Below are 26,019 nucleotides of genomic sequence, written 5' to 3'. Positions count from 1 at the left end.
TATGTCCCAGTCTAAGTGTTACCACTGCCATGAAGTTGTTGCTCCTGGTACCTCTTTTAGTGTGATAATTGATGGCCATGACAGACCTATGTGCTGTCCTGGCTGTGAAGCTGTGGCTCAGACTATTATCCACGCCGGTCTTAGCAGTTATTATCAATATCGCACCGAACCTGGCAGCAGCCAGCGCGGCTTAGTGCCCGATGAACTCTTAAGCTTTAGCGCTTATGATTTAGCCGAAGTGCAGCAAGAGTTTGTCTCGACTGAGGATAATGCCAGTCGAGTCACCTTGACACTCGATGGAATTACCTGCGCCGCCTGCGCCTGGCTGATTGAACATAAGATAAGTGCCCTGCCCGGGATTGTACGAATTTCTGTCAATACCACCACCCAAAGAGCTTTAATCCTGTTTAAGGCCGATGACATCAGCATGAGCCAAATCTTGCAGGAACTCAGCAACATTGGTTATCAAGCCGCGCCTTTCACCTTAGAAGCTGAAGAGCTTAAAAGTCAGCGCCAAAGTAAACAGTTTTTACTGCGCTTAGGCTTAGCAGGCTTTGCCACCATGCAAGTCATGATGTTTGCCTTAGCCCTTTATTCAGATTTCTTTACCGATTTAGAACTTGAGTACCGCGATTATTTCCGCTGGGTCAGTTTGATTTTTGCAGCGCCTGTCGTGTGTTACTCGGCGGCGCCGTTTTATTTCAGTGCCGTGCGCTCGCTACTCGCTGGCCGCCTTAATATGGATGTGTCTGTCTCCATTGCCATTTTAGGCGCTTATATCTCAAGCGTGGTTGCCACCATTAATGGTACGGGTGAGGTTTATTTTGAATCTGTCACCATGTTTACCTTTTTCTTACTGCTTGGCCGCTACTTAGAGCAAAAAGCCCTACAAACTGCGTCGGTTAGCGCCAGTAATTTACAAAAAGTGGTGCCCTTAACCGCAAGACTGGTATTGGCTGATGGTTATCGCGACATAGCGGCTAAGCAGTTAGTGGTTGGCGATATTATTCAAGTGTTACCCGGCGATAGCATTGCAGCCGATGGCGTTATTCGCCATGGGCATTCAAGCTGTAACGAGTCCATGCTCACCGGCGAGCAAACCCCGGTGCTTAAGATTGTCGGTGATACCGTGTTTGCAGGCACCATTAATTTAGACCAAACCTTAGAAGTAACAGTGTCGGCTATCGGCCAAGAGCAGTTGGTGGCTAAAATTATTAGCCTGCAAGAGTCAGCGTCCCACACTAAACCCAAAATCGCAGAAACCGCCAATCGTCTGGCGGGGATATTTTCGCCAATAATTTTATCGATTGCCGCGCTCACTTACATTGCTTGGTCATTCTTATCGCCCACCGATGCGTTTTGGGTGACCTTATCTGTGTTAGTAGCAACTTGTCCCTGCGCATTAGCCTTGGCAACGCCAACGGCCGTGACTTGCACAACCGGACAGCTCACTAAACTTGGTATCATTATTCGCCGTGCCAGTGTGTTTGAAACTTTTCCGCGCTTAAGCCATGTGGTGTTTGATAAAACCGGTACCCTCACCTGCGGCCAGTTAAGCTTAGTGTCTTGCCAACATGCGCCTAATACCGATAAGAGCGAGCTGCTTAATCTGATTGCTAATATAGAGCAAGGTTCTTTGCATCCCATAGCGATTGCGTGTCAGAGCATGTTTAGCCAAAAAATAGCGCTTGAACACATCACTCAGCACGTCGGCATGGGCATCTTGTGTCACTATCAAGGACATGAATATCGTGTGGGGCATTATGGGTTTGCATGCGCATCTGACGCGCAATCAGTACCATCAATGCCCGCTTGGTACCAAAAGGCGCCGACTCAGTTACTCGAACAAGTGGTGTGGTTAAGCTGTGATGGTAAGCCTCTGGCCTGTTTAGTGTTTAACGATAAATTGCGCAGCGATGCCGCGCAAACCGTTAAGCAATTACAAGAACTTGGCATAGATGTCAGCATTGCCAGTGGCGATCAGTCCAAGCAAGTGCAAGCCTTAGCGCAACAACTTGGCATTAAGCAGGCCCATAGCGGCATGTTGCCGCAGGACAAATTAGCGCTTATTCATGAATTACAATCACAAGGCGCGGTAGTGGCTATGTTTGGCGATGGCATTAATGATGCGCCAGTATTAGCGGCAGCAGATTTATCTGTGGCTATGGGCAGCGGCAGTGCCATCGCGAAAAATAGCGCTGATACTATTTTGCTTGGGGATCACTTATCTCGCTTTGTAATGGCCTTAAGCTTAGCTAAGACCACTTATCGCATTATCTATCAGAATCTGTATTGGGCATTAGGGTACAATGTATTGATCATCCCTTTAGCTGTGACCGGACACGTATATCCCTACATTGCCGCCTTAGGCATGTCTTTTAGCTCATTAATCGTGGTGACTAATAGCCTGCGATTATTAAGGATCCGTCCATGAACATTATTTACGTGTTAATCCCGATTGCTATGCTGTTTGTGCTCATTGCCGTGGGTATCTTTTTTTGGGCCGTAAAAAGTGACCAATTTGATGATCTTGAGCGGCAAAGCATGTCGATATTGTTTGATGACGAGCCGCAGCGCAGCAATAAGGTCACTAACGTTAGTGCCGCCAGTGAAGCGATAGCGGCTACAACACAAGCGCCACTTAATGATGAATTACCCGTTGGCACTGTGCAAGATAACAGCTTAAGCCAGCATTCATCTAAGCCGCAGTAACGGCTTGCGGCAATAAAATAGTGGAGATGAATGAATGGAGTTAAGCGTAGCGGCCGCCATGTTAGTGGGGTTAATGGGCGCAGGTCACTGCTTTGGCATGTGCGGCGGCCTAGTTGGCGCCCTATCAAGCCAAGTGCCTAGGCGAGCGCAGCAATCACAGATGCTAACGCAATTACAATTTCAAGGCGCTTATCATGGTGGACGCTTATTATCTTACGCCTTGGCAGGCGCACTCGCCGCAGGCCTTGCGCAAGGATTAGGGCAACTTGTTGCTCTTGATTCCTATTTGGTGTATTTACGCCTAATTGCGGGGCTGATGATGATACTGACGGGATTGTATTTTGCGCGCTGGTTTAACGGTTTACTGAATATTGAAGCTTTAGGTAAATATTTATGGCGCTACATACAGCCGTTAGGACAACATTTGTTACCGATCAATACCCTGCCAAAAGCCCTCGCGGCCGGTATGGTGTGGGGCTGGTTACCGTGCGGATTAGTCTATAGCATGCTAACTTGGGCCGTAGCATCAGGGCAAACGAGCACAGGCGCCGCGCTCATGCTCGCCTTTGGGGTTGGCACCTTGCCGGCCATGCTATTAACTGGCATGGCCGCCAATCAGCTCGCACACTGGTTACAATCAAAATCAATAAAGACTTTTTCAGGTCTACTACTGATAGCCTTTGGGGTACAGACCTTATATATCGCTATCCAACAATTGAGCCATTAACCCGGCACGACTAGCCCATGCTGACCGAATGGTTTACCATAATGGCGTCCGCTAAGATTGAGAGTGAGTATGACTGTAGAGCAGAATAAACAACGACGTTTGGTCAACCCTGGCTGCGCAATTCATTGCCATGATTGCAGCATGGGAGCATTGTGTATCCCTTTTACTCTTAATAACAATGAGCTGGATCAACTAGACAACATTATTGAGCGTAAAAAGCCGGTACAAAAAGGTGAGCAAATCTTTAAATCTGGCGATGTGCTTAAATCATTATTTGCCATTCGCTCTGGTACAGTAAAAAGCTATACCATTACTGAACAAGGTGATGAGCAGATTACTGGCTTTCATTTAGCCGGCGATGTCATTGGTTTTGATGGCATTAACAGCCAAATGCATCAAAGTTTTGCCCAAGCGCTTGAGACTTCTATGGTGTGTGAGATCCCCTACACTACTTTAGATGAGTTATCAGGCACTATGCCTAAATTACGCCAGCAAATCATGCGCTTAATGAGTAATGAAATCATTAGTGATCAAGACATGATTTTATTACTCAGCAAAAAGAATGCTGAAGAGCGCTTAGCGGCGTTTATCAGTAATCTTGCAAGACGCTTTGCCAGTCGCGGTTTTTCACCAAAAGAGTTTCGCTTAACTATGACGCGCAGCGATATTGGTAATTATCTTGGCTTAACCGTTGAGACGATTAGTCGCTTATTGGGGCGTTTTCAAAAGGCTGGGCTCATTGAAGTTAAAGGCAAATATATTACTATCCTAGACTTCACTCAACTGGCACAATTGGCTGGAACCGCTAGATTGATTGGTTGATTATTTGGATTTGTTGCATGAATGCTTTCATGAACTTTTTCATAAAAAATAAGTGATTAGTTTCGTTAATGGTTAGGTGATATGCGTGGTGCGGCTCACCTAGATGAGGTTAATGCTAACCTATAAGGAAATGTTATGAGGGATTATCATAAGCTTTTAGTTGTCATCGACCCCACTAAAGATGCGCAAGCAGCGCTTGATAGGGCCGTGGCTTTAGCACAGCGTAATCACGCGTCAATTACCGTGTTTTTGTCCATCTTTGACTTGTCCTATGAGATGACCTCGATATTATCCAATGTTGAGCGTGAAGCTATGCGTAAAGGCGTGATTAATCAGCGCATTGCATGGCTTGATGACCTGCTCAGCCCATTTCGCGCACAAGGGATTGATATCGCCTCTGAAGTGGTGTGGCATAACCGTCCGTTTGAAAGCATCATTAACTTTGCTATTGCCAATGAGTTTGACTTAATTATCAAGGCCACCCATGCCCACGATAAATTAAAATCTGTCATCTTCACCCCCACCGACTGGCACTTAATGCGCAAAGCGCCTATGCCAGTGCTGATGGTGAAAGAGCATGCGTGGATTACCCAAGGTAAAATCCTGTGTGCGGTCAATATCAGTCATACCGAAGAAAACGATACTGACAGTTTTAACCATAAAATTATCGAGCAAGGCTTATTATTAGCGCGCCAATTTGATGCCCAGGTGCATTTAGTCAACGCCTACCCTGGTACGCCCATTAATCTTGCCATTGAATTACCTGATTTTGATGCCAAAACCTTTAATGATTCAGTGAAAACTCAGCATCAATCGCGGGTGGAACATTTAGCCCATCATTATGGAATTGCCTTGGCTAATTGCCATGTAGAAGAAGGCTTGCCTGAGGATGTCATTCCCCATGTGGCGCAAACCTTAGATGCTGAATTAGTGATTTTAGGCACTATAGGTCGCACCAGTTTATTTGCTGCCTTAATTGGTAATACCGCTGAGCATGTCATCGACTCATTAAACTGCGACTTATTAGCGGTAAAACCACAAGGTTATCACTCGCCACTGCAACCAAATTAAACGCACTGTTAGTAGCGCTTTACCCTGCTGGTAAAAAAAAGCATAATACGCGCCCTGTAACTTAGCTGTCGGGCGCTTTTTTTATGTCAGAAGAATTAATCAAGAAGCAAATCACTCGTTTAAACAAATTACAGAAGCGTCTTCGTCGTGAAGTCGGTTCTGCTATCGCCGATTACAATATGATTGAAGAAGGCGATCGTGTGATGTGTTGCCTCTCTGGCGGCAAGGACAGTTATGCCATGCTGGATATTTTATTAAATCTCCAAGCCAGAGCACCTATCAATTTTGAAGTGGTTGCTGTTAACCTTGACCAGAAGCAACCAGGCTTCCCTGAAGATATTTTACCAGCCTATCTTGATACCTTAGGCGTGACTTATCATATCCTTGAAAAAGATACCTACTCAATCGTTAAAGACAAGGTGCCAGAAGGTAAAACTACCTGCGCCCTATGTTCACGTTTGCGTCGCGGTACCTTATATGGTTTTGCGCAGCGCATAGGCGCCACTAAGATAGCCTTAGGTCATCACAGAGATGACATCATAGAAACGTTATTTTTGAACATGTTTTTTGGTGGCAAAATGAAAGCCATGCCGCCTAAGTTATTGTCTGACGATGGCGCAAACATGGTGATTCGACCATTAGCCTATTGCCGTGAAAAAGACATCGCTGAATATGCTCAGTTAAAGCAGTTCCCTATCATTCCGTGTAACTTGTGTGGCTCGCAAGAGAACCTCAAGCGCCAAGCGGTAAAAGATATGCTTAAATCGTGGGATAAGCAGTTCCCTGGACGTATTGAAACCATATTTACCGCAATGCAAAACACGGCGCCATCGCAAGGTGTTGATCGCAATCAGTTTGATTTTCTGAGTTTAACTCGTGATCCAAATGCTAAGCTTTCAGGCGAAGTCGCAGAAGCCGATTTACCTGCGTTTGATTTTATGGACATTAGCAATTCAGGCCATATTGATTTAGATGCGGCCAGCCTGCGCCAGCGTCAAAATGAGCAACTGATTGATGTAGTTAGCGTATTTACGCCATAACATTAACGTGTGTTTGCACATTAATTTTATGATGTTAGCTTAATTCTAAGCAATAAAAAGGTCAGCATTTGCTGACCTTTTTTGTTTCTTACAACTGACTATTGCACTGCAAATGTTATGAAGTAAATACGCTTGCTTAAGTTAGTTGAGTCAGTTGAACTAGTTAACCCAGGGGCTTACTACGCTAGGTGCAATAGAAAAACTGAGTGACTGCGCGTCATCAAGCTGCGCCTTAGAAAAGCGCCACTGCTGCGCTTCCCCTAAATTGCGGCCATTTAATATGGCCTGCGCACCGCCATCAAAGCTAAACTGTATACCGTTAATGGGGTCATGAAACCAGCTCATAGGAAAGCCTTTTAGCTGAGCTTGTAGGCTATCCATTTCGGCATAAACCTGTGTCAAACGCGCTTGGCTATACTCTTTGCTGACTGATTTCTCGCGGGTTTGCACTGCAATACCGCAAGCGGCCGCATCTCCTGCTAACTGCAAAGTGAGTACGGCTCTGTCTTGCTTTAACCTAGGATCAAACGGCAAATACAGGCGTTGATCGCCAGTAAAAGTCACTGGGAATTGCTCAGTTGGCGTTACGAGTGCCGCCGAGGTTAAGACGCAAGTCTCTGTTTTTGGCACGCTAAAGGTTAATTCAACTAATTGTAAATCCGCTTTATTAGCTTGTTTGATACGAGAGAAAAAATCTTCGTAACTTAATGACACCTCAGCCGCATTAGCGCTGAGGCTTAATAAAGTTAACATCCCGCACAAGCTGGCACATCCTTTTGGGTATTTCATGATTATCCTACATTCACTAACAACGACTGGTTATGTTCCAGCATGAGTAAAAGCTCATCAATATAGTCACCTTTGCGCTCAGAATAATTCATCAAACCATAAACTAAGTCGCTCGCCTTTGGCTGCTCACCTTTAAGACGGATATTTTCCCGCAATGTTCTAAAGGTATGATACGCAGCATTGGTATTGAGGTTTCTCATATAAGAAGTGACTGACGCATCCATTGAACTAAATTTGGCAACTTCATGATTAAGCCCAGGGGTGCGTGATTTTGGCACTAAACCGCAGCCAGCACTAAAACACCATTGGCCAAAGAAGTTAAAACCTTCACGGGCAAAACGGCTGTTACCCCAACCCGATTCATTGGCGGCTTGAATGAGCACCATATTTTCAGGGATCACATCAACGCGGCGCAATAACTTCTGCACACTGACCTCAGTGTACTCTTGGAATGTGAAGCGATATTTAGCTGCTATCTCATTTAATAACTCAGTGGAGGTTTCATTGAGCGCATTGCCCTCATCAAGTTGCTGCTTCAGTTCAAGAACAGCTTGTCTGTCTTGGCTGATAACAGCATTCTGCTGCACTATGGCCGGACGTAAATAGTCAAAGAAAGCTTTTTTCTTAGCTTTTACATCTAAAATACTGGCGAAATCGGGAATGGTGGCCGCTTCGACCTCATTGCCTTTAACGGCAACAGGCGCTTGAATTTCTTGAACAATCTCAGTTTTTTTTGCGGGGATCAACCAGGTACGCATGCCATGAATCATGACGATAGCCACACTAATCGCCAGCAGAGTTGTTGTAAATATACTTTTATTCAATCACTTACCTTTTATCATCTTTATTGTCGCATCGACAGTTTAAAATCTCGCGCATTATAAAGTATTTATCTTAATTCACCAATTTAAGCCGCTTTATGCCAATTATTGAGTTAAAATGGCTAAATATTTTGTTTCAATTTTTATGGGATCTCACGGAGGAACTCCTGATGTCAATTGCGGTAACTAGCTCCACACCTGCTGTGGTCGCTATCGGTGGTGGCCATGGATTAGGCCGAGTATTGGCAAGCATGTCTTATCTAAATGAACAATTAACTGGCATAGTCGCCACGACAGACAATGGCGGCTCAACGGGCAGACTGAGGCAAAATCACCATTGCATCGCTTGGGGGGATTTGCGTAATTGCTTATCGCAACTGGCCAATCAACCGTCAGTGGGCTCATTGTTGTTTGAGTACCGCTTTAAGGGGGATGATGAGTTAACCGGCCATAATCTCGGTAATTTAATGCTGCATGCCTTAGATCAACTCTGCATTAGGCCGCTTGAAGCCGTTAACCTCATTCGTCATATGCTTAATATTGGCCCTAAGCTTATTCCAATGTCAGAGCAACCTACCCATTTGCTTGCGCTTAACGACGAGCAGCAGAGTGTCTTTGGCGAGCTTAACATTGATAATATGCCAACCCCGCCGGCGCATTTATTATTAGAGCCGCAAGTAAGTGCGACTTGCGAAGCCGTGATGGCCATTAATCATGCCGATTTAGTGATATTAGGCCCTGGCAGTTTTTTCACCAGCATAATGCCGCCGCTGCTAGTCCCGAGCATTGCTGCGGCGCTTACTAACACCAAAGCAAAAATCGTATTCGTGGATAATATTTGCCATGAGCAATCGAGTGCCAATCAATTAAGCTTTCAAGATAAAATCAACTATTGCGAGCGCTTTATTGGTCAAGGCCGCATCGATTATTACCTGCGTCATGGCAGTGAGTATGTAGACAATAAACTGGTGCAAATGTCGTTAGAAAGCCCTAATCAACCAGGGCGCCATGATAGACAAGCCTTGCAGTTGTGCCTCAATCGAATACTTTCATTGATGGTAGGACAAGCAAGTAAAGCCGCTTAAGCTCACGATTAAGTTCCTGATAAACAAATAAAAAACGAGCCATCAGGCTCGTTTTTTATTGGTGCAATTTAAGCGCAAGCTAGGCTGGTATCAATTAGCCACGGTCATGCACTTATAGTACCTTAGCAATAGCAGCACATATCACAGGCATGTTGGTTTTAGTCATACCTGCCACACTGATGCGTCCAGAGCCCACGATATATACGCCAAACTCATCGCGTAAGCGCGTAACCTGCGCTGGCGTTAAGCCTGAAAAACTAAACATGCCATTTTGGCCACGAATAAAGCTGAAATCTTGGTTAACACCTAAGGCTTGTAAGCTATCGACAAACAAGGTGCGCATGCTAGCAATGCGTTCACGCATTTCGGTCAGTTCTTGCTGCCACTGCGCGGTCAGTTCGTCATCCCCTAAGATGGTGCTGACAATCAAGCCGCCATGGGCTGGCGGGTTAGAATATAACGCGCGAATAGTGCGCTTAATTTGACTAAATGAACGAGTGGCAGTATCAGCATCTTCTGCAACAACGGTCACAGCGCCAACGCGCTCGTTATACAAGCCAAAGTTTTTAGAAAATGAGCTCGCTACCACAAGCTCAGGTACAAGTGCCGCCACGGCGCGCAGTCCCGCTGCATCTTCTTCAATACCTGCACCAAAGCCTTGATAGGCAAAATCAAATAAGGGGACTAACTCGCGTGCCGCGCACAATTCGCCAATTTGTTGCCACTGTGCTGGCGTTGGGTCAATACCCGTTGGGTTATGACAGCAGCCGTGTAGTAATACGAGATCGCCAGCCGAAGCTTTGCTAAGTGATGCGATTAAAGCATCAAAATCCATTGAATGAGTTTCTGCGCAGTAGTAAGCGTATTCTTTGACTACCAGTCCTGCGGTCTCGAAAATATTCTTATGATTTGCCCAGGTTGGATTAGATACCCAAATAGTGCGACTTTGGGTATTACGCAGTAAAAACTCAGCCGCGATTCTTAATGCCCCAGTGCCACCTGGCGCCTGCGCCGCTAATGCGCGGCCAGAGCTAATTAACGGATTATTTTTACCAAATAATAAGCCTAATACGCCTGAGTTATAAGCGTGTACACCTTCAATACCGAGATAATTTTTGCTGGTTTCTTGTGATAACAAACGCTCTTCGGCGCGTTTCACACTGGCAAGCACAGGCGTGTTACCCGCTTCATCTTTATAAATACCAACACCTAAATTTACCTTGGCAGCGCGTGCATCGGCTTTAAAAATATCGGTAAGTCCTAAAATAGGATCGGCGGGAGCTAAACTAACCTCAGTAAAAATCATATTACGTTCCTGATGTAATGGTAATGAAACGACGAGCAATGCTAACTGAAAACATTAATAAACTCAGCTATTAACAGTGGATTTATGATAAATGCGGCTCATTGTTAGCCAATCTTCAAAAAAACCAGTGATAGATTATTCATTATGAAATGAAACCTTTAGCACCGGTTTAGTTAAATTAGTTATCCATGATATTGACTAGACTGAATTTATGCTTGCGGACGCGTTAAGCCAAAATGCATGTAAGCGCGATCGCTCGCTATACGCCCTCTTGGGGTGCGCTGCACAAAGCCTTGTTGGATTAAGAAAGGCTCGAGTACATCTTCAATGGTCTCGCGCTCTTCACCAATGGCAGCGGCGAGGTTATCAAGCCCTACTGGGCCACCGCCAAACTTATCGATTATGGCTAGCAGTAATTTTCTATCCATAAAATCAAAGCCTTCAGCATCAACATCGAGTAAGTTAAGCGCTTGTTCAGCCACATAGGCATTAATCACACCATCATGCTGAACTTCGGCGTAATCGCGCACGCGTCTTAATAAGCGGTTGGCAATTCGCGGCGTACCGCGGGCACGTTTGGCGAGCTCTTTAGCGCCATCGGTATCCATTTCAACGCCCATTACCCGCGCGCTGCGACTCACAATAGTGGCTAAGTCATCAACATTGTAAAACTCAAGCCGCAGTGGAATACCAAAGCGGGCACGCAGCGGCGAAGTTAATGAGCCTGCGCGCGTGGTCGCGCCAATTAAGGTAAAAGGCGGTAAATCCAGCTTGATAGAACGGGCCGCTGGGCCCTCACCTATCATAATATCGAGCTGATAATCTTCCATGGCTGGATATAAGATTTCTTCAACCACTGGGCTTAATCGATGAATTTCATCGATAAACAGCACATCGCCTTCTTCAAGGTTAGTGAGTAATGCCGCGAGATCGCCTGCTTTTTCCAGCACAGGCCCAGAAGTGGATTTAATATTCACGCCCATTTCATTGGCAACTATCATCGCCATGGTGGTTTTGCCTAAACCTGGTGGGCCGTAGATCAACATGTGATCTAAGGCTTCGCCACGATTTTTAGCTGCTTGAATAAACACGGCTAATTGACCACGGGCCTCATTTTGGCCTGTGTATTCACTCAATAGTTTAGGCCGCATAGCGCGGTCAATTACTTCCTCTTGTTGTCCTTGCGCTGCAGGATAAATGAGGCGATCGGCTTCTATCATATCAAACCTTATAACATGGCCTTAAGGGCGGCTTTAATCAGGGTTTCACTGTCCATGTCAACCGTCATGACTTGACTCACCACTCGGCTTGCCTGCGCTGGCTTATAGCCAAGTGACAATAACGCGGCAATGGCATCTTCTTCAGCGCTGTTAGCTTGCGGTACAGGCTTAAAGTTAGACTGCAACACAAACTCTTTTTCGTTGCCCGTGGATGCAGCCATTAACGATTTAAGCTTGTCGCGCATTTCAACCAGTAAACGCTCGGCAGTTTTCTTACCAACCCCAGGTAACTTCACTAAGGTGGCAACATCATCGCGCTCAACACTTTGCACAAATTCACTGGCCGTCATACCAGATAAAATGGTTAACGCTAATTTCGGGCCAACACCGTTGGTTTTAATCAACAAACGAAATAAGGCGCGCTCTTGCTTATTAATAAAGCCATAAAGCAACTGCGCATCTTCGCGCACGACAAAGTGGGTATAAATGGCCACAGATTGTTGCAGCTCAGGTAACTCATAAAAACAGCTAAGCGGCATTTGAACTTCGTAACCTACGCCGTTCACGTCAATTAATACATCTGGTGCTTGTTTTTCTAACAAGACTCCTTGCAGTCGACCTATCATTTATATCTTCCATAGCTGCGTGAACTCGCTCGGCCGCCCAAGGCCACCAAGCTTTGATTGGTGTGATAATGACACATGGCTACTGCCAATGCATCTGCGGCGTCGGCTTGCGGCGCCGCTGGTAATTTTAATAAGGCCGTCACCATATGCTGCACTTGTGCTTTTTCGGCGCGGCCCGTCCCGACTACCGAGTTTTTTATCTGAGTGGCGGTATATTCAGCAACCGGTAAATCACCATTCATGGCCGCGACTATGGCGGCGCCACGCGCCTGCCCTAGTTTTAACGCGGAATCGGCATTTTTTGCCATAAAGACTTTTTCAATGGCAAATTCATCGGGCTGAAACTGACTAATGATTTGGGTAAGACCATCAAAAATTTGCTTTAGGCGCAAAGGTAATTGATCGGATGAAGTGCGGATACAACCGCTGCCCAAATAGATTTGTTGCCGACCGACGCACTTGATAACGCCATAACCTGTGATCCTTGAACCTGGATCAACACCCAATATGATGGCCATAAGCTCCCTTAAACTAGCGTGTCCATGACGTCATCGCTGATATCAGCGTTGTGATACACCTCTTGCACATCATCATTATCTTCAAGGATATCTATCAATCGCAAAAATGTCGGCGCGCTATCGGCATCAAGCAGAGCTTTAGTTGCTGGCACCATAGTAACTTCGGCATTGATGGCGTCAAAGTTTGCAGCATCTAAACTATCTTTTACCGCGCCAAAATTTTCTGGCTGGGTAAAGACATCCACCGAGCCATCGTCATGAGTCACAACATCATCAGCGCCAGCGTCAAGCGCCGCGTCCATCAGAGCGTCTTCATCAACACTGGCAGCAAATGAAATCACGCCAAGCTTAGTAAAGAGGTAGGCAACACTGCCATCGGTACCTAAGTTACCACCGGATTTAGAAAATGCATTTCTAACGGCAGAGACAGTGCGATTGCGATTATCTGTCATGCATTCAACCATCACGGCTGTGCCACCTGGGCCATAACCTTCATAAACTATGGTTTCTAAGGCGGCGCCATCGGTTTCACCAGCGCCACGTTTAACGGCGCGCTCAACGGTATCGCGCGTCATGTTATTAGATAAGGCTTTATCTATGGCGGCGCGTAATCTTGGATTGGCATCGGGATCTGAACCACCTTCGCGGGCAGAGACGGTCAGTTCTCGAATAAATTTAGTAAAGAGTTTACCGCGCTTAGCATCTTGCGCCGCTTTGCGATGCTTAATGTTATCCCACTTGCTATGTCCGGCCATAGTGTTCTCCTCAGACCCTATAAAAACAAACCGAGGCATCAGCCTCGGTGTTGGGTTAGTTATGCGTCTTTCGCATCGGCCTTTGGCAGCACACCAATACCTAAATCAACCAACTGTTGTGGATTGGCATAACCAGGAGCATTAGTCAGCGGACACGCAGCAGTGGTAGTCTTAGGGAAAGCCATCACATCACGGATTGACTGAGCACCAGTCATCAACATGATTAAACGGTCTAAACCGAACGCTAAACCAGCATGCGGCGGCGTACCGTAACGTAAGGCTTCTAATAAGAAACCAAACTTTTCAGTCGCTTCTTCATCTTCAATGCCCAAAATACGGAATACCGTGCTTTGCATGTCTTGATGATGGATACGCACTGAACCGCCACCTAATTCACAACCGTTCAGTACCATGTCGTAAGCATCTGATACTGCATTAGCAGGATCGGCCGCTAATTCTTCTGCAGTAACACCGCTTGGCGCAGTGAATGGGTGATGAACGGCATATAAGCGGCCATCGGCTTCTTCAAACATAGGGAAGTCAACCACCCACATTGGGCGCCACTCACCTTGCAGTAAGTTTAAGTCTTCGCCTAACTTCAAGCGCAATGCGCCCAGAGCTTCAGCCACTACGTTAGCTTTATCAGCGCCAAACATCAGGATATCGCCATCAGTCGCACCAGTGCGAGCTATGATGCCATCAACCATTTCTTTGGTTAAGAACTTAAGTACTGGTGATTGAATGCCTTCCATGCCAAGGCTTACATCATTGATTTTCATCCAAGCTAAGCCTTTGGCACCGTAGATACCAACAAACTTAGTGTAATCGTCAATTTGCTTACGGCTTAAGCTCGCGCCATTAGGAACACGAATAACAGCAACGCGACCTTTTGGATCTTCAGCTGGGCCTTTAAATACAGCAAACTCAACACCCTGCAGTAAATCAGCCACATCCACTAATTCTAACGGGTTACGTAAGTCAGGCTTATCAGAGCCAAAGCGACGCATAGCTTCGTGCCAAGTCATGCGTGGGAATTCACCCAAATCAACATTCATCAGCTCTAAGAATAAACCGCGGATCATTTCTTCAGTCTTAGCCATCACTTGCTCAGATGACATGAATGAAGTTTCGATATCGATTTGGGTAAATTCTGGCTGACGGTCAGCACGTAAATCTTCATCACGGAAGCATTTTACGATTTGATAGTATCTATCAAAGCCAGACATCATCAGTAATTGCTTAAATAACTGTGGTGATTGTGGCAGAGCGAAGAACTGACCTTTATAAGTACGGCTTGGGACTAAATAGTCGCGCGCGCCTTCTGGCGTTGCCTTAGTTAAAATCGGCGTTTCAATATCTAAGAAGCCATTGCTATCTAAGAAGCGGCGCACAGCGCTGGTCACTTTAGCGCGGAAAACCAAGCGGTCAGCCATTTCTGGGCGACGTAGATCTAAGTAACGATACTTAAGGCGTTGCTCTTCTGAGTTGTTTTGGAAGTTATCCATGCTCAGTGGCAGCGGTGCAGAAGCATTGATAATGGTTAAGTCTTTACCCAGAATCTCAATTTCACCCGTTTTCATGTCGGCCTTGATTTGTGAATCAGGGCGAGCACGAACTAGACCTTTAACTTGTACGCAGAACTCGCTACGTAAACTGCTAGCCAATTCAAAAATTTCTGCTAAATCTGGATCATAAACAACTTGGACCAAGCCTTCGCGGTCACGCAGGTCTAAAAAGATCACGCCACCCAAATCACGGCTGCGGTTAACCCAACCGACTAAGGTAACTTCTTGTCCAAGATGAGACTTATTGACGTCTCCACAATAATGAGTGCGCATCTAACTCTATCCTTTATCCGGTGACCGGCAAGTGGAAAAACTGATTACAAAATAAGACTGGCATTATAGAGAAATTATCTCGATTACCAAAGTCCTTCTAGGTTAGTCGGTGAACTAACAAGCAGTTTATGAATGAATTTGCTCATAATTACTCAGTTCTGTGCCACATCCTCGTCATTTGCTTGGCAAGTCCTACTGGAATCACGCCCGCTTTGCCGTAATCGCAGACAATCGCGTTAACATTATCGAAAGGCTGCGCAAACCCAAGGTTAACAAATTGCAATCAGAGCAAATCCTTAATAAGAAAGTCTTAATAAAAACGCAGCAATACAGTTAATGATTTGTTGCGCGAAAAGTGCCTGAGCCGATTCACGCTAAAAATCAGGTAAAATCTGGTAAATAAGCCGCACTGCGCTTGCCGCTAAAGCCGAGCATTCGCTAAAATAAGCACTTATCCATAACTATTGAGTATGAGATGCATTCTTCTCAAGACACTATTTATGCGCAGGCAACCGACGTTATCGCCGATTTTGCCTTCGACAGCCGGGTCGCTGGTGTGTTTAATGACATGATCCGTCGCTCAGTTCCAGGTTATAGCCAAATTATCAATACCCTCGCCGATTTCGCTGATCGTTTTGTGACGCCAAACAGTCAAGTCTATGATTTAGGTTGTTCATTAGGTTCTGCCACGTTAAGCGTTCGCCGTAAAATTGAAGGCCGCCAGGCTAAAATAATCGCGGTCGATAACAGCCAATCAATGCTGGACAGATGCCAAGAAAACCTCAATGCCTATCGCAGCGATATTGAAGTGGAATTACTGTGCGCCGACATTCGTCATGTTAATTTTAGCGACGCTTCCATGGTTATCTTAAACTTCACCTTGCAGTTTTTACCGCCAGAAGACAGAGACGCCTTAATTGCCTCTATTTATCAAGGTATGCAACCAGGGGCTATCTTGGTCATCTCTGAAAAGCTCAGATTTGAAGATGAAGTCACTCAGCAACTGCTCGATGAACTGCATTTAGATTTTAAACGCGCCAATGGTTACAGTGAGCTTGAGATCAGTCAAAAGCGCAGTGCTCTGGAAAATGTGATGAAACCAGACACCATAGAAACTCACAAACAGCGTTTACTTACCACAGGTTTTAGTCATTTTAGTCCGTGGTTCCAGTGTTTTAACTTTACTTCCATGGTGGCCATTAAGTGATAAGTTTCAGTAGCTTCTATAAACAAATTGCCGATTCTAATTTACAACATTGGCTCGAAACCTTGCCTGCCATTTTAGGCGAATGGCAACGCAACCATAAGCATGGCAATCTGCCTAAATGGGAAAAAGTGCTGCATAAGCTTAACTTCTCAGCGCCAGATACTGTTGATCTCATAGAGAGTGTCACTATTGGCTCAGGCCAGCAGTTAGCGGCCGGCGAGCAGCAAAAACTCGAAAACTTGTTACGTATGTTTTCGCCATGGCGCAAAGGTCCGTTTCATATTCACGGTATTCACATTGATACTGAGTGGCGCTCAGACTGGAAATGGGATCGGGTATTACCCCATATTTCACCCTTAAAAAACCGCACTGTGCTTGATGTTGGCTGCGGCAGTGGTTATCACATGTGGCGTATGCTGGGCGCTGGCGCCAAACGCGTGGTTGGCATTGACCCATCCCCTTTATTCTTATGCCAGTTTGAAGCGGTTAAGCGTTTAGAAGGCTCAGATAAGCCCGTGCATTTATTACCACTAGGCATAGAAGAATTACCACCACTGGATGCCTTTGATACCGTATTCTCTATGGGCGTTTTGTACCATAGACGCTCGCCCATCGATCATTTACTGCAACTGCGCGACCAATTGCGTAATGATGGCGAGCTAGTGCTTGAAACCTTAGTGGTCGATGGCGATGAAAATACTGTGTTGGTACCAAGCGATCGTTATGGCAAGATGAATAACGTCTGGTTTTTACCTTCAGTTGCGGCCTTAACTTTATGGCTCGAAAAATGTGACTTTACTGATGTTCGCTGCGTCAATTTAGATGTGACCTCATTAGCAGAGCAGCGCAGCACTGACTGGATGCCGAATGAATCCTTGGTCGATTATCTCGCTAGCGATGATATGACTCGAACCGTTGAAGGCTATCCAGCGCCAAAACGCGCGACCATAATTGCCCGCAAGTTAGCGAGTAATTTACAGACGGCGTGAGCCTTTTAATGTGCTGTTAAGCATGCACAACATAGTTAATGGAACCCTCGCTATGATAAAAACCAATATCACCCTCGCCGCCAGCTTATTAGTGTTATCGGGTTGTGCCATGACGGCCAAGCAACCAGAAATTCCAGCGCTGACTGAAACGCAATTAGCAACCAATTTGCAGCAACAACAAGCGGCGTTAGTGGCGGCGATTAACAGCGCCTGCCAAGGCCAGCAGCAGCGGATGGATGTGCTTCATCAAGATTTAAGCGACTTAAAAAATCAAGTTGGCAGCATCAATACTGAGGTCCCGCCTGTGATAGTCACTGAACCTGCCACTTGCCCAGAAGACAGCATTGGCGAAAAGATTATTCTTGGCCAAGTTGAATTTGTGTTTGTCGATGAATTGCAAGCAGGTTTTGATACTCGCATTGATACTGGGGCTGAATCTTCGTCACTGGATGCCAGAAACATCATCTTGTTTGAGCGTGATGGTCAGCAATGGGTGCGCTTTGATGTCAATGTTGAAGGTGGTGATGCACCATTAAAAACTTTTGAATCTAAGGTGGAGCGTTTTGTACGCATTAAAGGCGATGAAGCCACCAGTAATGATGACAGACGCCCAGTCATTACGGCCCATTTGCAGATTGGCGCTTATAAAGCGCAAACCTCATTAAACCTCAATAACCGCAGCGGTCTTGAATATCAATTACTGCTGGGACGTAAGTTCATGAAAGATATTGCGGTTGTCGATGTTAGCCAAGCCTTTTTACATGGCAAGTCTATTCCATCTCCGACTAAAAACGCTAAATAAGGACGACGGATGCAATCTCGTACCCCATTTTATATTCTCGTAGCTCTGCTATTAATTACAGGCATTGGCTCTAGTGTGTATCGCGGCATTGAACACAAGGTGCCATTTTTACCAGGCAAACAAATCGAAAGCTGGGCGGTGGATGCCAAAGTCAGTTTTCAAGGAACTGGCGAGCCTGCTGAAGTCTCTTTTAGTTTACCTCAAGATCCAGCCTTTGAAGTCTTAGCCCAAAATGCTAGCTCGCCAGGTTACGGCATGACCATTGGTGAAAATCAAGGCCAAAGACGGGTGATCTGGTCTAGCCGCCAAGCCATAGGCACGCAAGACTTATATTATCGTTTAACCTTAGTGCCTACTGGTAAAACTGAGATTCTTACCGATATTGCGCCGCCAACCCCAGAGCCTTTCTTATGGCCAGCCACTGAATTAACCGCGGCTAAGCAAGTGACAGATTCCGCTTGGGAACGCAGTGCTAGTAATCTTTCATTCGCCCAACAGTTACTCAAAGCCATTAGCGCAAAAGAACGCACGCAGAACATGGAGTTATTATTATCCAATAACTCAGCGACTCAGTTATTTGTGCGCTTATTGCAAAACAAAGGCATAGCGGCCCATGAAGTCAGCGCGCTTAAATTAGAAGATCAGCGCCGCCGGCAATCACTACGCCCTATGGCTGAAGTGTACCAAGACGGTCAATGGTATCTATTTGATGTAGTCGCTGGCACCCAAGGTCGCAGCGATGACATGTTACTGTGGGAGCGCAATGGAAAGTCAGTGTTAGATGTGGTGGGTGGTATCAATTCTCAAGTTAGCTTTTCTATGCTGCAAGATACTCGCAGCGCACTAGCCACTTCTATTGATATGATGCGCAATGCTAACGATCTGGATTTTTCACTCTATTCATTGCCGCTTGAAGAGCAAAACCTGTTTAAAGGCATCTTGTTAATCCCGGTCGGCGTATTAATAGTAGTGTTTTTACGAGTGATTATCGGCTTTAGAACCTCTGGTACTTTTATGCCAGTATTAATCGCCCTCGCCTTTATTCAAACCACGCTATTAACTGGCCTTGTGGGCTTTTTGCTCGTGGTTGCCTTTGGCTTAATGATCCGCTCATACCTATCTAAGCTCAATTTATTGCTGATCTCGCGAATATCCGCGGTCATTATTGTGGTGATAGGCATCATAGGGCTCTTTACTATTTTGTCGTTTAAGTTCGGTTTAAGTGAAGGCCTGACCATTACCTTCTTCCCTATGATTATTTTGGCATGGACCATTGAGCGCATGTCGATTTTATGGGAAGAAGAAGGCGCGAAAGAAGTTGTTATTCAAGGCGGCGGCAGCTTATTAGTCGCCACCTTAGCTTACTTAGCGATGAGCGCCGCATGGGTGCAACATTGGGTATTTAACTTCTTAGGCATTCATTTAGTGATCTTGGCATTGGTGCTGATAATGGGCCAATATACTGGTTATAAAGTGCTGGAATTAAAACGCTTTAAGCCTTTGGCTGGAGAATAGCTATGATGTTCACCTCGCCATGGAAGCTCAAAGCCGCGGGCGTGCTTAGCATGAACAAGCGCAATATTGATTATATTTCGCGCTACAACCCGCGTAAATTTTACAAACGGGTTGATGACAAGCTGATTACTAAGCAATTGGCGCTGGCGAATAATATTGCCGTGCCTGATCTCATCGGCGTAATTGCCCAGCAGCACCAAATTGCGAGTATTCCGGCCATGCTAGCTGGTCACGATGGCTTTGTGATCAAGCCATCAAAAGGCTCGGGCGGCAAAGGGATTTTAGTGATCACTCAAGTGGCTAATGGCCACTTTTATAAGCCAAGTGGTCAGGAAGTGACCCCAAACGAGATAGACAGACACGCCTCTAATATCTTGAGCGGTTTGTTTTCTCTGGGCGGTAAATCCGATGTAGCGATTGTTGAGGGGCTTATCCAATTTGACCCTGTCTTTGATGGCTTTAGCTATGAGGGCGTACCTGATATTCGCTTAATCGTGTTTAAAGGTTACCCAGTCATGGGGATGCTGCGCTTATCAACCAGCGCCTCTGATGGTAAAGCTAACTTACACCAAGGCGCTGTAGGGGTTGGTCTTGATATTACCACCGGTCGCGGCATTCGCGCGGTGCAGTTTAATCAGCCGATTGTGCACCATCCAGACACGGGCCTTGATTTGGTTAAAATCCAAGTGCCGCACTGGGATACCTTGCTGCATACCGCATCAAGCGCTTATGAAATGAGTGAGCTTGGCTATCTTGGCACTGATATGGTGCTGGATAAAAATCGCGGCCCTTTGATGTTAGAGCTCAATGCCCGTCCAGGTCTTGCCATTCAAATCGCTAATGGCATAGGTATTTTGCCAAGATTGCAGCATGTTGAATCGCTGCGAGGTAAACCCTTATCAGTTGAAGAGCGTGTCGCTTACGCTAAAGCCCATTTTGGTACTGCAACCCCATGAGGCCAGCAGTCTTTATTGGTCTTAGGCTAGCGAGCCTACTTGTGTGCTGCGGGTCGTTATCGACCTTAGCAGCCGCAAGCTCAGTAAATCCTTCTTTACTCGCGACAACCGCACCAGAATCATCTTTATCAGCAACCGCCTCATCAGCAATTTATGATTTAGATAAGAGCATCTTAACTAAGCCATCTTGCGAGTCCTTATTAACGCCGGCAGCACCATTAATGTTAGATAAGAATATTAATCTTGCGGCGCAGCAACTTGATGATGTGCTCAAACCCTTGAGCACTCTTTATTTTAGGCTTGCTCTTAGTGACCAACCGTCACTTAGCGCCAATCGCCGCCCACTATTAACCCGCTGCCAAATTCTATTGGCCGACCGCCTGCAAACAATTATCAATAGCGCGCCAGTACAAGCTTGGCTGCCACGCGCTTTAGTCGCGCAAAACTTAGATATCCAGCAGTTTGCGACGCGCATAGCGGCGCTTAATCGCCAAAAATTAGCGCAAAAGCAAAAAGGGTTAGTTGCAAGCATTGACGCCAGTATTCAATATCATCTAGCAAGCTCAGATTTTTCATTATCAATAGCCGGGGCTAATTGCCTTACTTGGCAAAATGATAGTGTGCCTCCCACCGCCCAACTGGCGCGTTACTTACTTAATGAGCCTAACGCGCAGTGCCGCCAAGGCTTATGGGCGGCGTATCATTTACGGGCGCAGGCGCGTAACCAAGAAGCGTTAGAGGCTTTGCAAGCTATCCGCAAGCAACAAGCAAATCTTCAAAAACACGACAACTTTAATGATTTACAGCTCTATGGCACTCATTTGGCAAGCCAAACTGAGCGTCAGCAATTTATCTCAGGACTAGTCAATAGCGCGCAAGTAAGTCGCACTTTAGCCGTGGCGCCTTGGAGCTTATATCAAGCCCTAGCTAAACAGCCTAAAACCGCATTAAGCGCTATGTCCAGCGATATACTGCTCAATGCTTGGCGGCAAAAATTGCAAACCTTGGGCTTTGACATAGAAACAACCGAGCACGGCTGGGCTATCCGTTATCAGCGCCATCTGCTAGGCATACTTAAGCTTTACCATAATGATGCTCAACCAGAGCCAACTCCCCCTAAATCGCACGCGCCGGCGCAAATGCATATTATTAGCCTAGCCGCACGGCCAAGCGCGCACGCTCAGGTAGTGCTCAGTTATCCAAGTTCAGTCAATAGCCTAAGTCAGGTATCGCAATTGTTAGGGCAACTGGCTAAGGCGATAGTAACTATTAGTGCCAGCAGTCAATTTAGTCTCAATAATCATAATGAACTTATTGGCGATAGCGATTTACTCGCTAAAGAGTGGCTTATTCAACTGCTGCAGCCAGTAGCGGATACTTGGTTCAGAGCTGGCGCTAGGGACACTACCTTGACTCGCTATCAAGCCCATTGGCAGTTATTTCAAGCGGCGGCGGCACTTAAGTTTTATGGCGATGATATTAATCTAGCATCGCTATTTACTGACTTATTTGGCGAGGCGTGGCCGAACGCTGATATTGCCTATTACGGGTTTTCGAGTATTACCACAGGGGCGCATCAGCTCAGTCAATTGTGGGCGCAGGCGATGAGTCAGCAGCTTTATCAAGCCAGTCAAGATTGCCGACAACAGGCAGACATGGCGATTACGCAATTATTAGTGATTAATCCGCAGCACTTGCCCTTAACCACCAGATTGGCACCATTATTACCGGCAGCTTCCCTTGGGAATTTCGCCATAGGGAGTTCTTATCATGTTAACTATGCTCATTCATCCACGCACCCTAAGCGCACTTTGTCTTTGTGTTCTAAGTTATAACGCCTTAGCGCAAGATAAGTCGCAGCTTGAAACGCGGCCACAATCGGCGCATCAAGTCGCGCCAACGGTGGACGCTGGCGCACAAGCGCAGCAATGGCAGCACATAGCCACAAGCATTCAACACCATCTTGAAGATAACTTATATCAATTACCACCGCGGGTATTAGGTCATTACGGGATCAGAATGTATCGCATGACTGGCAATGACAAATATGCCAATGCAGCGTTAACCGATTTGTTTGTAATTAGCGAAAATCAAAGCTTCTATGCTTGTAAGCTCAAAGATAAGACCTTTGTCGCTGAGCAGTCGCAGCTTGCCATTGATGCACTCGGTAAGGGCCCGCGGGCGAAGGCGCGCCAAAAGGCATTGGCGCCCTTCCCTGAATTCTTGTTCTATACCGATATTTTACTGCGCACTGCCAGTCGCATTGATGAATTTGGATTACAAGGCCCTTGTCATCAAGAACTGATTAATGCCCTAAAAGCCACGGACTTAAAAACCGGCTTAACTGATCCAGCCATGATTAAATCTTGGGCGGCGCAGCTAATAAACTATGTCTATTGGGCCAAGCAACTTGGGGTTGGTGATTATGTTGATGTTTATAAACAGGCATTTAATCAAGTTTACCCAGCGGCAAACGATGCCAAGTTAACTAAAGCGCAATTTAGAAATAAGTTATATGGCATGACTCATTTCATTTTTGCGGCCAGTGGTTACTATCAAAAAGATGTTGATGCTAAAGAGTTTGCGTGGATTTTATCTTATTTTGACGCCAATATTGAGCGGATTTTAACTGACGCAACGGCGGATATTATCACTGAGGTTGGGATCAGCTTTTTACTCGCAGGCCAAGATAATCACCCTGTGGTAGCAAAAACAAAAGCGGCCATCGCGGCGCGTTATCAAGCAGATTTACAGGTGATCCCATCGCCTCGAGGCAATCCAGATCTGACCTCGGGTGAGCATAGAAACGTACTGGCGATTATGCTGTTTAACTGGCCAGAGCGTTTGCATCCAGGGCCAAAACTTGCGGAACTCAAGGTCACTAAAAAGCTATTACCTAAACAGGTGACAGTAGCTAACTAAGCCAAGCCAAGCCAAGCCACTGAATCTAATCCATTCAATACTTTCCCATTAAAAAATCGAGCCAATTGGCTCGATTTTTTTATATTACACGCGTGTTATTGCTAGGGCTTACTTAATCGCGAGTCAATACTTCAAACAATTCAACCTCAAAGTTAAGATTGGAATTAGCAGGAATAAGTGCGCCCATTTGACGCTCACCATAAGCTAAGTGGGCTGGTACGTTCAATTGACGCTTACCGCCAACCTTCATACCCATCATGCCTTGATCCCAACCTTTAATCACACGACCAGTACCAATCACACATTGGAACGCTTGACCGCGCTTGTGCGATGAATCAAACACAGTGCCATCATCTAAAGTGCCGGTATAATGCAAGGTGATCAAAGCGCCCTTGACGACTTCTTTACCATCACCAACAACTAAGTCGTTAACCACTAATTCGTTCATGTATTTTCTCTGTATAAACACTACTTTTGATGCGCCATAATATCACAGCAAAACTTTAGCCTCATGGCTTGGACGTCCGCAACAGGAAAAATGCGCGCCATCGCACAATTTAACGGCGCCAAGATTGGCATTAGATCTCAAACTTATGATGACTAAGTGCTGATAGCTAAATGGTGGATGTTAGATGTTATATTGCATGGTTTTACACTGAACTAAACTGAATGGCACTAAGCTAAGTTGAGCTGAACTTGATTGAATTTATCTGTTAGTAAATATGCATTTTTCACCAGAATCACTCAAAGCGCATTAAATTTGGTGCTTTACTAGTGAATTATTTTCACCACAAATGACCACCAGCCATTATCCCCATTAAAGCCACCAGCAAAAACTGGTGTAATCAACCTGCGCGCTTAGTTAATCTCAAAGCCACCAACTCACTATTAGTACGCCGCTGCTGTTCAATCAATACTGATGTCGAGTCATCACTATTGGCTGTAGCGGATCCCTTGATAGCTAAGGTCGCACTCGGCGGCGTTAAGCTATATCTCTCTTGCGGCGCTAACTGTGAGTCGTGATCCTGAGTCTGAGTTTTTGCTTTCTCGGCTATAGAGTTACTGCGTTCAGCTTTTCCAAATGCAGTGTTATCAGAAAACGCCTCTTCAAACTTAGCCCGAGATGCTTGCTCACGCTCATCAGCCAATTGCTGCCGCGCTTGCTGCATATTACGCATAGCAAGATTAGCCACTTGAATATCCGCCATGGACGGCTCCATGGGTGCTAACGCCGCCGCATGAATTTGTTGCATCTTTTTAATGGTCGCCTGCGGATCGCCAGTAATAACTGACACATCAATGGCAACCTCACCTTCAACAGCATAACGCTTACCATCACTGCCTTGTTCAAATTGATAACTGGGCGCGCCAGCATGCATACCGCCTAAAGCCGCATGCGCTTGCTCGTGTTGGCGCACTTCGCTGTCTCTTTGTTGCAATTGAATTAATTCGGCTTGTGCAAGCTCAGCTAAAGCCCGCGATGGGTTATGTTCATCGCTCTCATGTTCATCATGATTGGTATGTTTGTCTTCAGGTTCTGCAGCGTTATCATTTGTTGGGCTCTCCTCGTGACTTCTATCAAGGCCACTATATTCATCCGTTGCTGCTGTATTACTTGTATTAGAGGAACCATTGAAAGGGTCTGTGGCAGCTATCGCATGATTGGTAGCAATAGCGCTATGAGCTTGAGCACTCTCGGGATTATCAGCATGATGAACAACACTTACATGAGGAGCCAATGCTTGCGTATCTTGACTGACTTTATCGATGGTCCCTTTATCAATAGTCCCTTTATCAGATTGTCCGGCCACCAGCGGCGATTCATCAACACTTAATTTGGCCGTTGATAACGTGCTCGAAGCTGCAGCAAATACATGTGCACGGGAATTTAATCCAGCATTTGCCCGACTATTAATAAAAGCATCAAGAGTTTTAGCACCAGAACGTAAGCTAATGGATGATGACGCATTGGTTAAATCAGTCGAGAAATGTGCCTGATGACTTGAGTCCCCGCCCATGGGAGGTGTTGTGGCATGTTTAGGTGACGCTAACGTTGAAGATTCACGCTTAGATGACTCAAGATTAGCGGCTTCAAAATTAGCCGATTGATAATGAGTCGCGGCGTTATGCCCGGTGGCGGTATCAATTGAAGCTGACGATTGACTTGCCACACGAGCTAAATCAGTCGCGCTAACAGGCGTAGCCGTTATTGCATTTACAGCTTTCACGACCTTAGTAGATGAAACCGCTTCAGAGCTAGGTAGCTTTCCAATCAACATGATGATTTAACTTCAATTA

At 45.9% G+C, this 26,019-nt stretch carries 24 protein-coding genes; 14 read left to right on the top strand and 10 right to left on the bottom strand.

The window, feature by feature from the left end:
• Window position 1: 1 nt before the first annotated feature.
• The 6 genes from FJQ87_RS10265 (at window position 2) to ttcA (ending at window position 6,372) form a co-directional block, all read left to right on the top strand.
• Window positions 2-2,434: a heavy metal translocating P-type ATPase gene (locus FJQ87_RS10265; protein ID WP_140932556.1), complete on the top strand. Its 2,433-nt coding sequence runs from the start codon at window positions 2-4 to the stop codon at window positions 2,432-2,434.
• The gene (ccoS, locus tag FJQ87_RS10260; RefSeq protein WP_140932555.1) at window positions 2,431-2,712 is read left to right on the top strand and encodes a cbb3-type cytochrome oxidase assembly protein CcoS; all 282 of its coding nucleotides are present in this window, start codon (window positions 2,431-2,433) and stop codon (window positions 2,710-2,712) included. Before FJQ87_RS10265 ends, ccoS begins: the two co-directional genes overlap by 4 nt.
• A gap of 34 nt (window positions 2,713-2,746) precedes the next feature.
• A complete protein-coding gene (locus FJQ87_RS10255; RefSeq protein WP_140932554.1) occupies window positions 2,747-3,439 on the top strand; it encodes a sulfite exporter TauE/SafE family protein in 693 nt (230 codons plus the stop codon).
• Between the two features lie 69 nt (window positions 3,440-3,508).
• Complete coding sequence (gene etrA / locus FJQ87_RS10250; RefSeq protein WP_140932553.1) at window positions 3,509-4,261, top strand: electron transport transcriptional regulator EtrA; 753 nt, start codon at window positions 3,509-3,511, stop codon at window positions 4,259-4,261.
• A gap of 135 nt (window positions 4,262-4,396) precedes the next feature.
• The gene (gene uspE, locus FJQ87_RS10245) at window positions 4,397-5,332 is read left to right on the top strand and encodes a universal stress protein UspE (protein WP_140932552.1); all 936 of its coding nucleotides are present in this window, start codon (window positions 4,397-4,399) and stop codon (window positions 5,330-5,332) included.
• An 83-nt stretch (window positions 5,333-5,415) separates the two neighbouring features.
• On the top strand, window positions 5,416-6,372 hold the full coding sequence (gene ttcA, locus FJQ87_RS10240) for a tRNA 2-thiocytidine(32) synthetase TtcA (RefSeq protein ID WP_140932551.1): 957 nt from the start codon (window positions 5,416-5,418) through the stop codon (window positions 6,370-6,372).
• Between the two features lie 159 nt (window positions 6,373-6,531).
• Here ttcA and FJQ87_RS10235 read toward each other — a convergent pair whose 3' ends face one another.
• Window positions 6,532-7,161: a DUF2987 domain-containing protein gene (locus FJQ87_RS10235; RefSeq protein ID WP_140932550.1), complete on the bottom strand. Its 630-nt coding sequence runs from the start codon at window positions 7,159-7,161 to the stop codon at window positions 6,532-6,534.
• A 2-nt stretch (window positions 7,162-7,163) separates the two neighbouring features.
• Window positions 7,164-7,985 (bottom strand): glucosaminidase domain-containing protein, encoded by an 822-nt coding sequence (locus FJQ87_RS10230; protein WP_346763949.1) that lies wholly within the window; start codon window positions 7,983-7,985, stop codon window positions 7,164-7,166.
• 167 nt (window positions 7,986-8,152) lie between these two features.
• On the opposite strand from FJQ87_RS10230, the gene yvcK reads away from it, so the two are divergent.
• Entirely contained in the window at window positions 8,153-9,067 is a 915-nt protein-coding gene (yvcK, locus tag FJQ87_RS10225; RefSeq protein ID WP_140932549.1) for a uridine diphosphate-N-acetylglucosamine-binding protein YvcK, read from the top strand.
• Between the two features lie 112 nt (window positions 9,068-9,179).
• Here the strand turns inward: yvcK and FJQ87_RS10220 are convergent, their stop codons facing one another.
• The 6 genes from FJQ87_RS10220 to aspS all read right to left on the bottom strand — a co-directional run bounded on the left by FJQ87_RS10220 (window position 9,180) and on the right by aspS (window position 15,330).
• Window positions 9,180-10,373 (bottom strand): amino acid aminotransferase, encoded by a 1,194-nt coding sequence (locus tag FJQ87_RS10220; RefSeq protein WP_140932548.1) that lies wholly within the window; start codon window positions 10,371-10,373, stop codon window positions 9,180-9,182.
• 209 nt (window positions 10,374-10,582) lie between these two features.
• Window positions 10,583-11,593: a Holliday junction branch migration DNA helicase RuvB gene (gene ruvB, locus FJQ87_RS10215; RefSeq protein WP_140932547.1), complete on the bottom strand. Its 1,011-nt coding sequence runs from the start codon at window positions 11,591-11,593 to the stop codon at window positions 10,583-10,585.
• A gap of 8 nt (window positions 11,594-11,601) precedes the next feature.
• A complete protein-coding gene (gene ruvA, locus FJQ87_RS10210; RefSeq protein ID WP_140932546.1) occupies window positions 11,602-12,219 on the bottom strand; it encodes a Holliday junction branch migration protein RuvA in 618 nt (205 codons plus the stop codon).
• A complete protein-coding gene (gene ruvC / locus FJQ87_RS10205) occupies window positions 12,216-12,737 on the bottom strand; it encodes a crossover junction endodeoxyribonuclease RuvC (protein WP_140932545.1) in 522 nt (173 codons plus the stop codon). Before ruvC ends, ruvA begins: the two co-directional genes overlap by 4 nt.
• 8 nt (window positions 12,738-12,745) lie before the next feature.
• Window positions 12,746-13,492: a YebC/PmpR family DNA-binding transcriptional regulator gene (locus tag FJQ87_RS10200; protein ID WP_140932544.1), complete on the bottom strand. Its 747-nt coding sequence runs from the start codon at window positions 13,490-13,492 to the stop codon at window positions 12,746-12,748.
• Window positions 13,493-13,551: 59 nt separating this feature from the next.
• Window positions 13,552-15,330, bottom strand: coding sequence for an aspartate--tRNA ligase (gene aspS, locus FJQ87_RS10195; protein ID WP_140932543.1), 1,779 nt, complete (start codon window positions 15,328-15,330; stop codon window positions 13,552-13,554).
• Window positions 15,331-15,805: 475 nt separating this feature from the next.
• Here aspS and cmoA point away from each other — a divergent pair, with 475 nt between their 5' ends.
• From cmoA to FJQ87_RS10160, 7 genes are read left to right on the top strand one after another with little or no spacing between them, the layout of a single operon-like run.
• A complete protein-coding gene (gene cmoA / locus FJQ87_RS10190) occupies window positions 15,806-16,537 on the top strand; it encodes a carboxy-S-adenosyl-L-methionine synthase CmoA (RefSeq protein ID WP_140932542.1) in 732 nt (243 codons plus the stop codon).
• Entirely contained in the window at window positions 16,534-17,526 is a 993-nt protein-coding gene (cmoB, locus tag FJQ87_RS10185; protein ID WP_140932541.1) for a tRNA 5-methoxyuridine(34)/uridine 5-oxyacetic acid(34) synthase CmoB, read from the top strand. The genes cmoA and cmoB overlap by 4 nt, the downstream gene beginning before the upstream one ends.
• 52 nt (window positions 17,527-17,578) lie before the next feature.
• On the top strand, window positions 17,579-18,328 hold the full coding sequence (locus tag FJQ87_RS10180; RefSeq protein WP_140932540.1) for an ATP-dependent zinc protease: 750 nt from the start codon (window positions 17,579-17,581) through the stop codon (window positions 18,326-18,328).
• A 9-nt stretch (window positions 18,329-18,337) separates the two neighbouring features.
• Window positions 18,338-19,843 carry an inactive transglutaminase family protein gene (locus tag FJQ87_RS10175; RefSeq protein WP_140932539.1) on the top strand — a complete coding sequence of 502 codons (1,506 nt, stop codon included), beginning with the start codon at window positions 18,338-18,340 and terminating at the stop codon, window positions 19,841-19,843.
• 2 nt (window positions 19,844-19,845) lie between these two features.
• The gene (locus tag FJQ87_RS10170; RefSeq protein ID WP_140932538.1) at window positions 19,846-20,799 is read left to right on the top strand and encodes an alpha-L-glutamate ligase-like protein; all 954 of its coding nucleotides are present in this window, start codon (window positions 19,846-19,848) and stop codon (window positions 20,797-20,799) included.
• Window positions 20,796-22,634 carry a M3 family metallopeptidase gene (locus FJQ87_RS10165; protein WP_140932537.1) on the top strand — a complete coding sequence of 613 codons (1,839 nt, stop codon included), beginning with the start codon at window positions 20,796-20,798 and terminating at the stop codon, window positions 22,632-22,634. The genes FJQ87_RS10170 and FJQ87_RS10165 overlap by 4 nt, the downstream gene beginning before the upstream one ends.
• Entirely contained in the window at window positions 22,570-23,721 is a 1,152-nt protein-coding gene (locus tag FJQ87_RS10160; RefSeq protein WP_140932536.1) for a DUF3541 domain-containing protein, read from the top strand. The genes FJQ87_RS10165 and FJQ87_RS10160 overlap by 65 nt, the downstream gene beginning before the upstream one ends.
• A 112-nt stretch (window positions 23,722-23,833) precedes the next feature.
• On the opposite strand, the gene FJQ87_RS10155 is transcribed toward FJQ87_RS10160, so the two are convergent.
• Both FJQ87_RS10155 and FJQ87_RS10150 read right to left on the bottom strand, forming a co-directional pair.
• Window positions 23,834-24,169: an FKBP-type peptidyl-prolyl cis-trans isomerase gene (locus FJQ87_RS10155; RefSeq protein WP_140932535.1), complete on the bottom strand. Its 336-nt coding sequence runs from the start codon at window positions 24,167-24,169 to the stop codon at window positions 23,834-23,836.
• A 397-nt stretch (window positions 24,170-24,566) separates the two neighbouring features.
• On the bottom strand, window positions 24,567-26,000 hold the full coding sequence (locus tag FJQ87_RS10150; RefSeq protein ID WP_140932534.1) for a putative metalloprotease CJM1_0395 family protein: 1,434 nt from the start codon (window positions 25,998-26,000) through the stop codon (window positions 24,567-24,569).
• Window positions 26,001-26,019 lie beyond the last annotated feature (19 nt).

It is taken from the genome of Shewanella sp. SNU WT4 (genome assembly GCF_006494715.1).
Lineage (GTDB): Bacteria > Pseudomonadota > Gammaproteobacteria > Enterobacterales > Shewanellaceae > Shewanella.
This window is presented reverse-complemented; position numbering and strand designations above follow the sequence as displayed.

Bases quoted from the DNA above. Each gene is read 5' to 3' on its own strand.
- FJQ87_RS10265 (WP_140932556.1), top strand. From the start codon at position 2: ATGTCCCAGTCTAAGTGTTACCACTGCCATGAAGTTGTTGCTCCTGGT.
- ccoS (WP_140932555.1), top strand. From the start codon at position 2,431: ATGAACATTATTTACGTGTTAATCCCGATTGCTATGCTGTTTGTGCTC.
- FJQ87_RS10255 (WP_140932554.1), top strand. From the start codon at position 2,747: ATGGAGTTAAGCGTAGCGGCCGCCATGTTAGTGGGGTTAATGGGCGCA.
- etrA (WP_140932553.1), top strand. From the start codon at position 3,509: ATGACTGTAGAGCAGAATAAACAACGACGTTTGGTCAACCCTGGCTGC.
- uspE (WP_140932552.1), top strand. From the start codon at position 4,397: ATGAGGGATTATCATAAGCTTTTAGTTGTCATCGACCCCACTAAAGAT.
- ttcA (WP_140932551.1), top strand. From the start codon at position 5,416: ATGTCAGAAGAATTAATCAAGAAGCAAATCACTCGTTTAAACAAATTA.
- FJQ87_RS10235 (WP_140932550.1), bottom strand. From the start codon at position 7,161: ATGAAATACCCAAAAGGATGTGCCAGCTTGTGCGGGATGTTAACTTTA.
- yvcK (WP_140932549.1), top strand. From the start codon at position 8,153: ATGTCAATTGCGGTAACTAGCTCCACACCTGCTGTGGTCGCTATCGGT.
- FJQ87_RS10220 (WP_140932548.1), bottom strand. From the start codon at position 10,373: ATGATTTTTACTGAGGTTAGTTTAGCTCCCGCCGATCCTATTTTAGGA.
- ruvB (WP_140932547.1), bottom strand. From the start codon at position 11,593: ATGATAGAAGCCGATCGCCTCATTTATCCTGCAGCGCAAGGACAACAA.
- ruvA (WP_140932546.1), bottom strand. From the start codon at position 12,219: ATGATAGGTCGACTGCAAGGAGTCTTGTTAGAAAAACAAGCACCAGAT.
- ruvC (WP_140932545.1), bottom strand. From the start codon at position 12,737: ATGGCCATCATATTGGGTGTTGATCCAGGTTCAAGGATCACAGGTTAT.
- FJQ87_RS10200 (WP_140932544.1), bottom strand. From the start codon at position 13,492: ATGGCCGGACATAGCAAGTGGGATAACATTAAGCATCGCAAAGCGGCG.
- aspS (WP_140932543.1), bottom strand. From the start codon at position 15,330: ATGCGCACTCATTATTGTGGAGACGTCAATAAGTCTCATCTTGGACAA.
- cmoA (WP_140932542.1), top strand. From the start codon at position 15,806: ATGCATTCTTCTCAAGACACTATTTATGCGCAGGCAACCGACGTTATC.
- FJQ87_RS10180 (WP_140932540.1), top strand. From the start codon at position 17,579: ATGATAAAAACCAATATCACCCTCGCCGCCAGCTTATTAGTGTTATCG.
- FJQ87_RS10175 (WP_140932539.1), top strand. From the start codon at position 18,338: ATGCAATCTCGTACCCCATTTTATATTCTCGTAGCTCTGCTATTAATT.
- FJQ87_RS10170 (WP_140932538.1), top strand. From the start codon at position 19,846: ATGATGTTCACCTCGCCATGGAAGCTCAAAGCCGCGGGCGTGCTTAGC.
- FJQ87_RS10165 (WP_140932537.1), top strand. From the start codon at position 20,796: ATGAGGCCAGCAGTCTTTATTGGTCTTAGGCTAGCGAGCCTACTTGTG.
- FJQ87_RS10160 (WP_140932536.1), top strand. From the start codon at position 22,570: ATGTTAACTATGCTCATTCATCCACGCACCCTAAGCGCACTTTGTCTT.
- FJQ87_RS10155 (WP_140932535.1), bottom strand. From the start codon at position 24,169: ATGAACGAATTAGTGGTTAACGACTTAGTTGTTGGTGATGGTAAAGAA.
- FJQ87_RS10150 (WP_140932534.1), bottom strand. From the start codon at position 26,000: ATGTTGATTGGAAAGCTACCTAGCTCTGAAGCGGTTTCATCTACTAAG.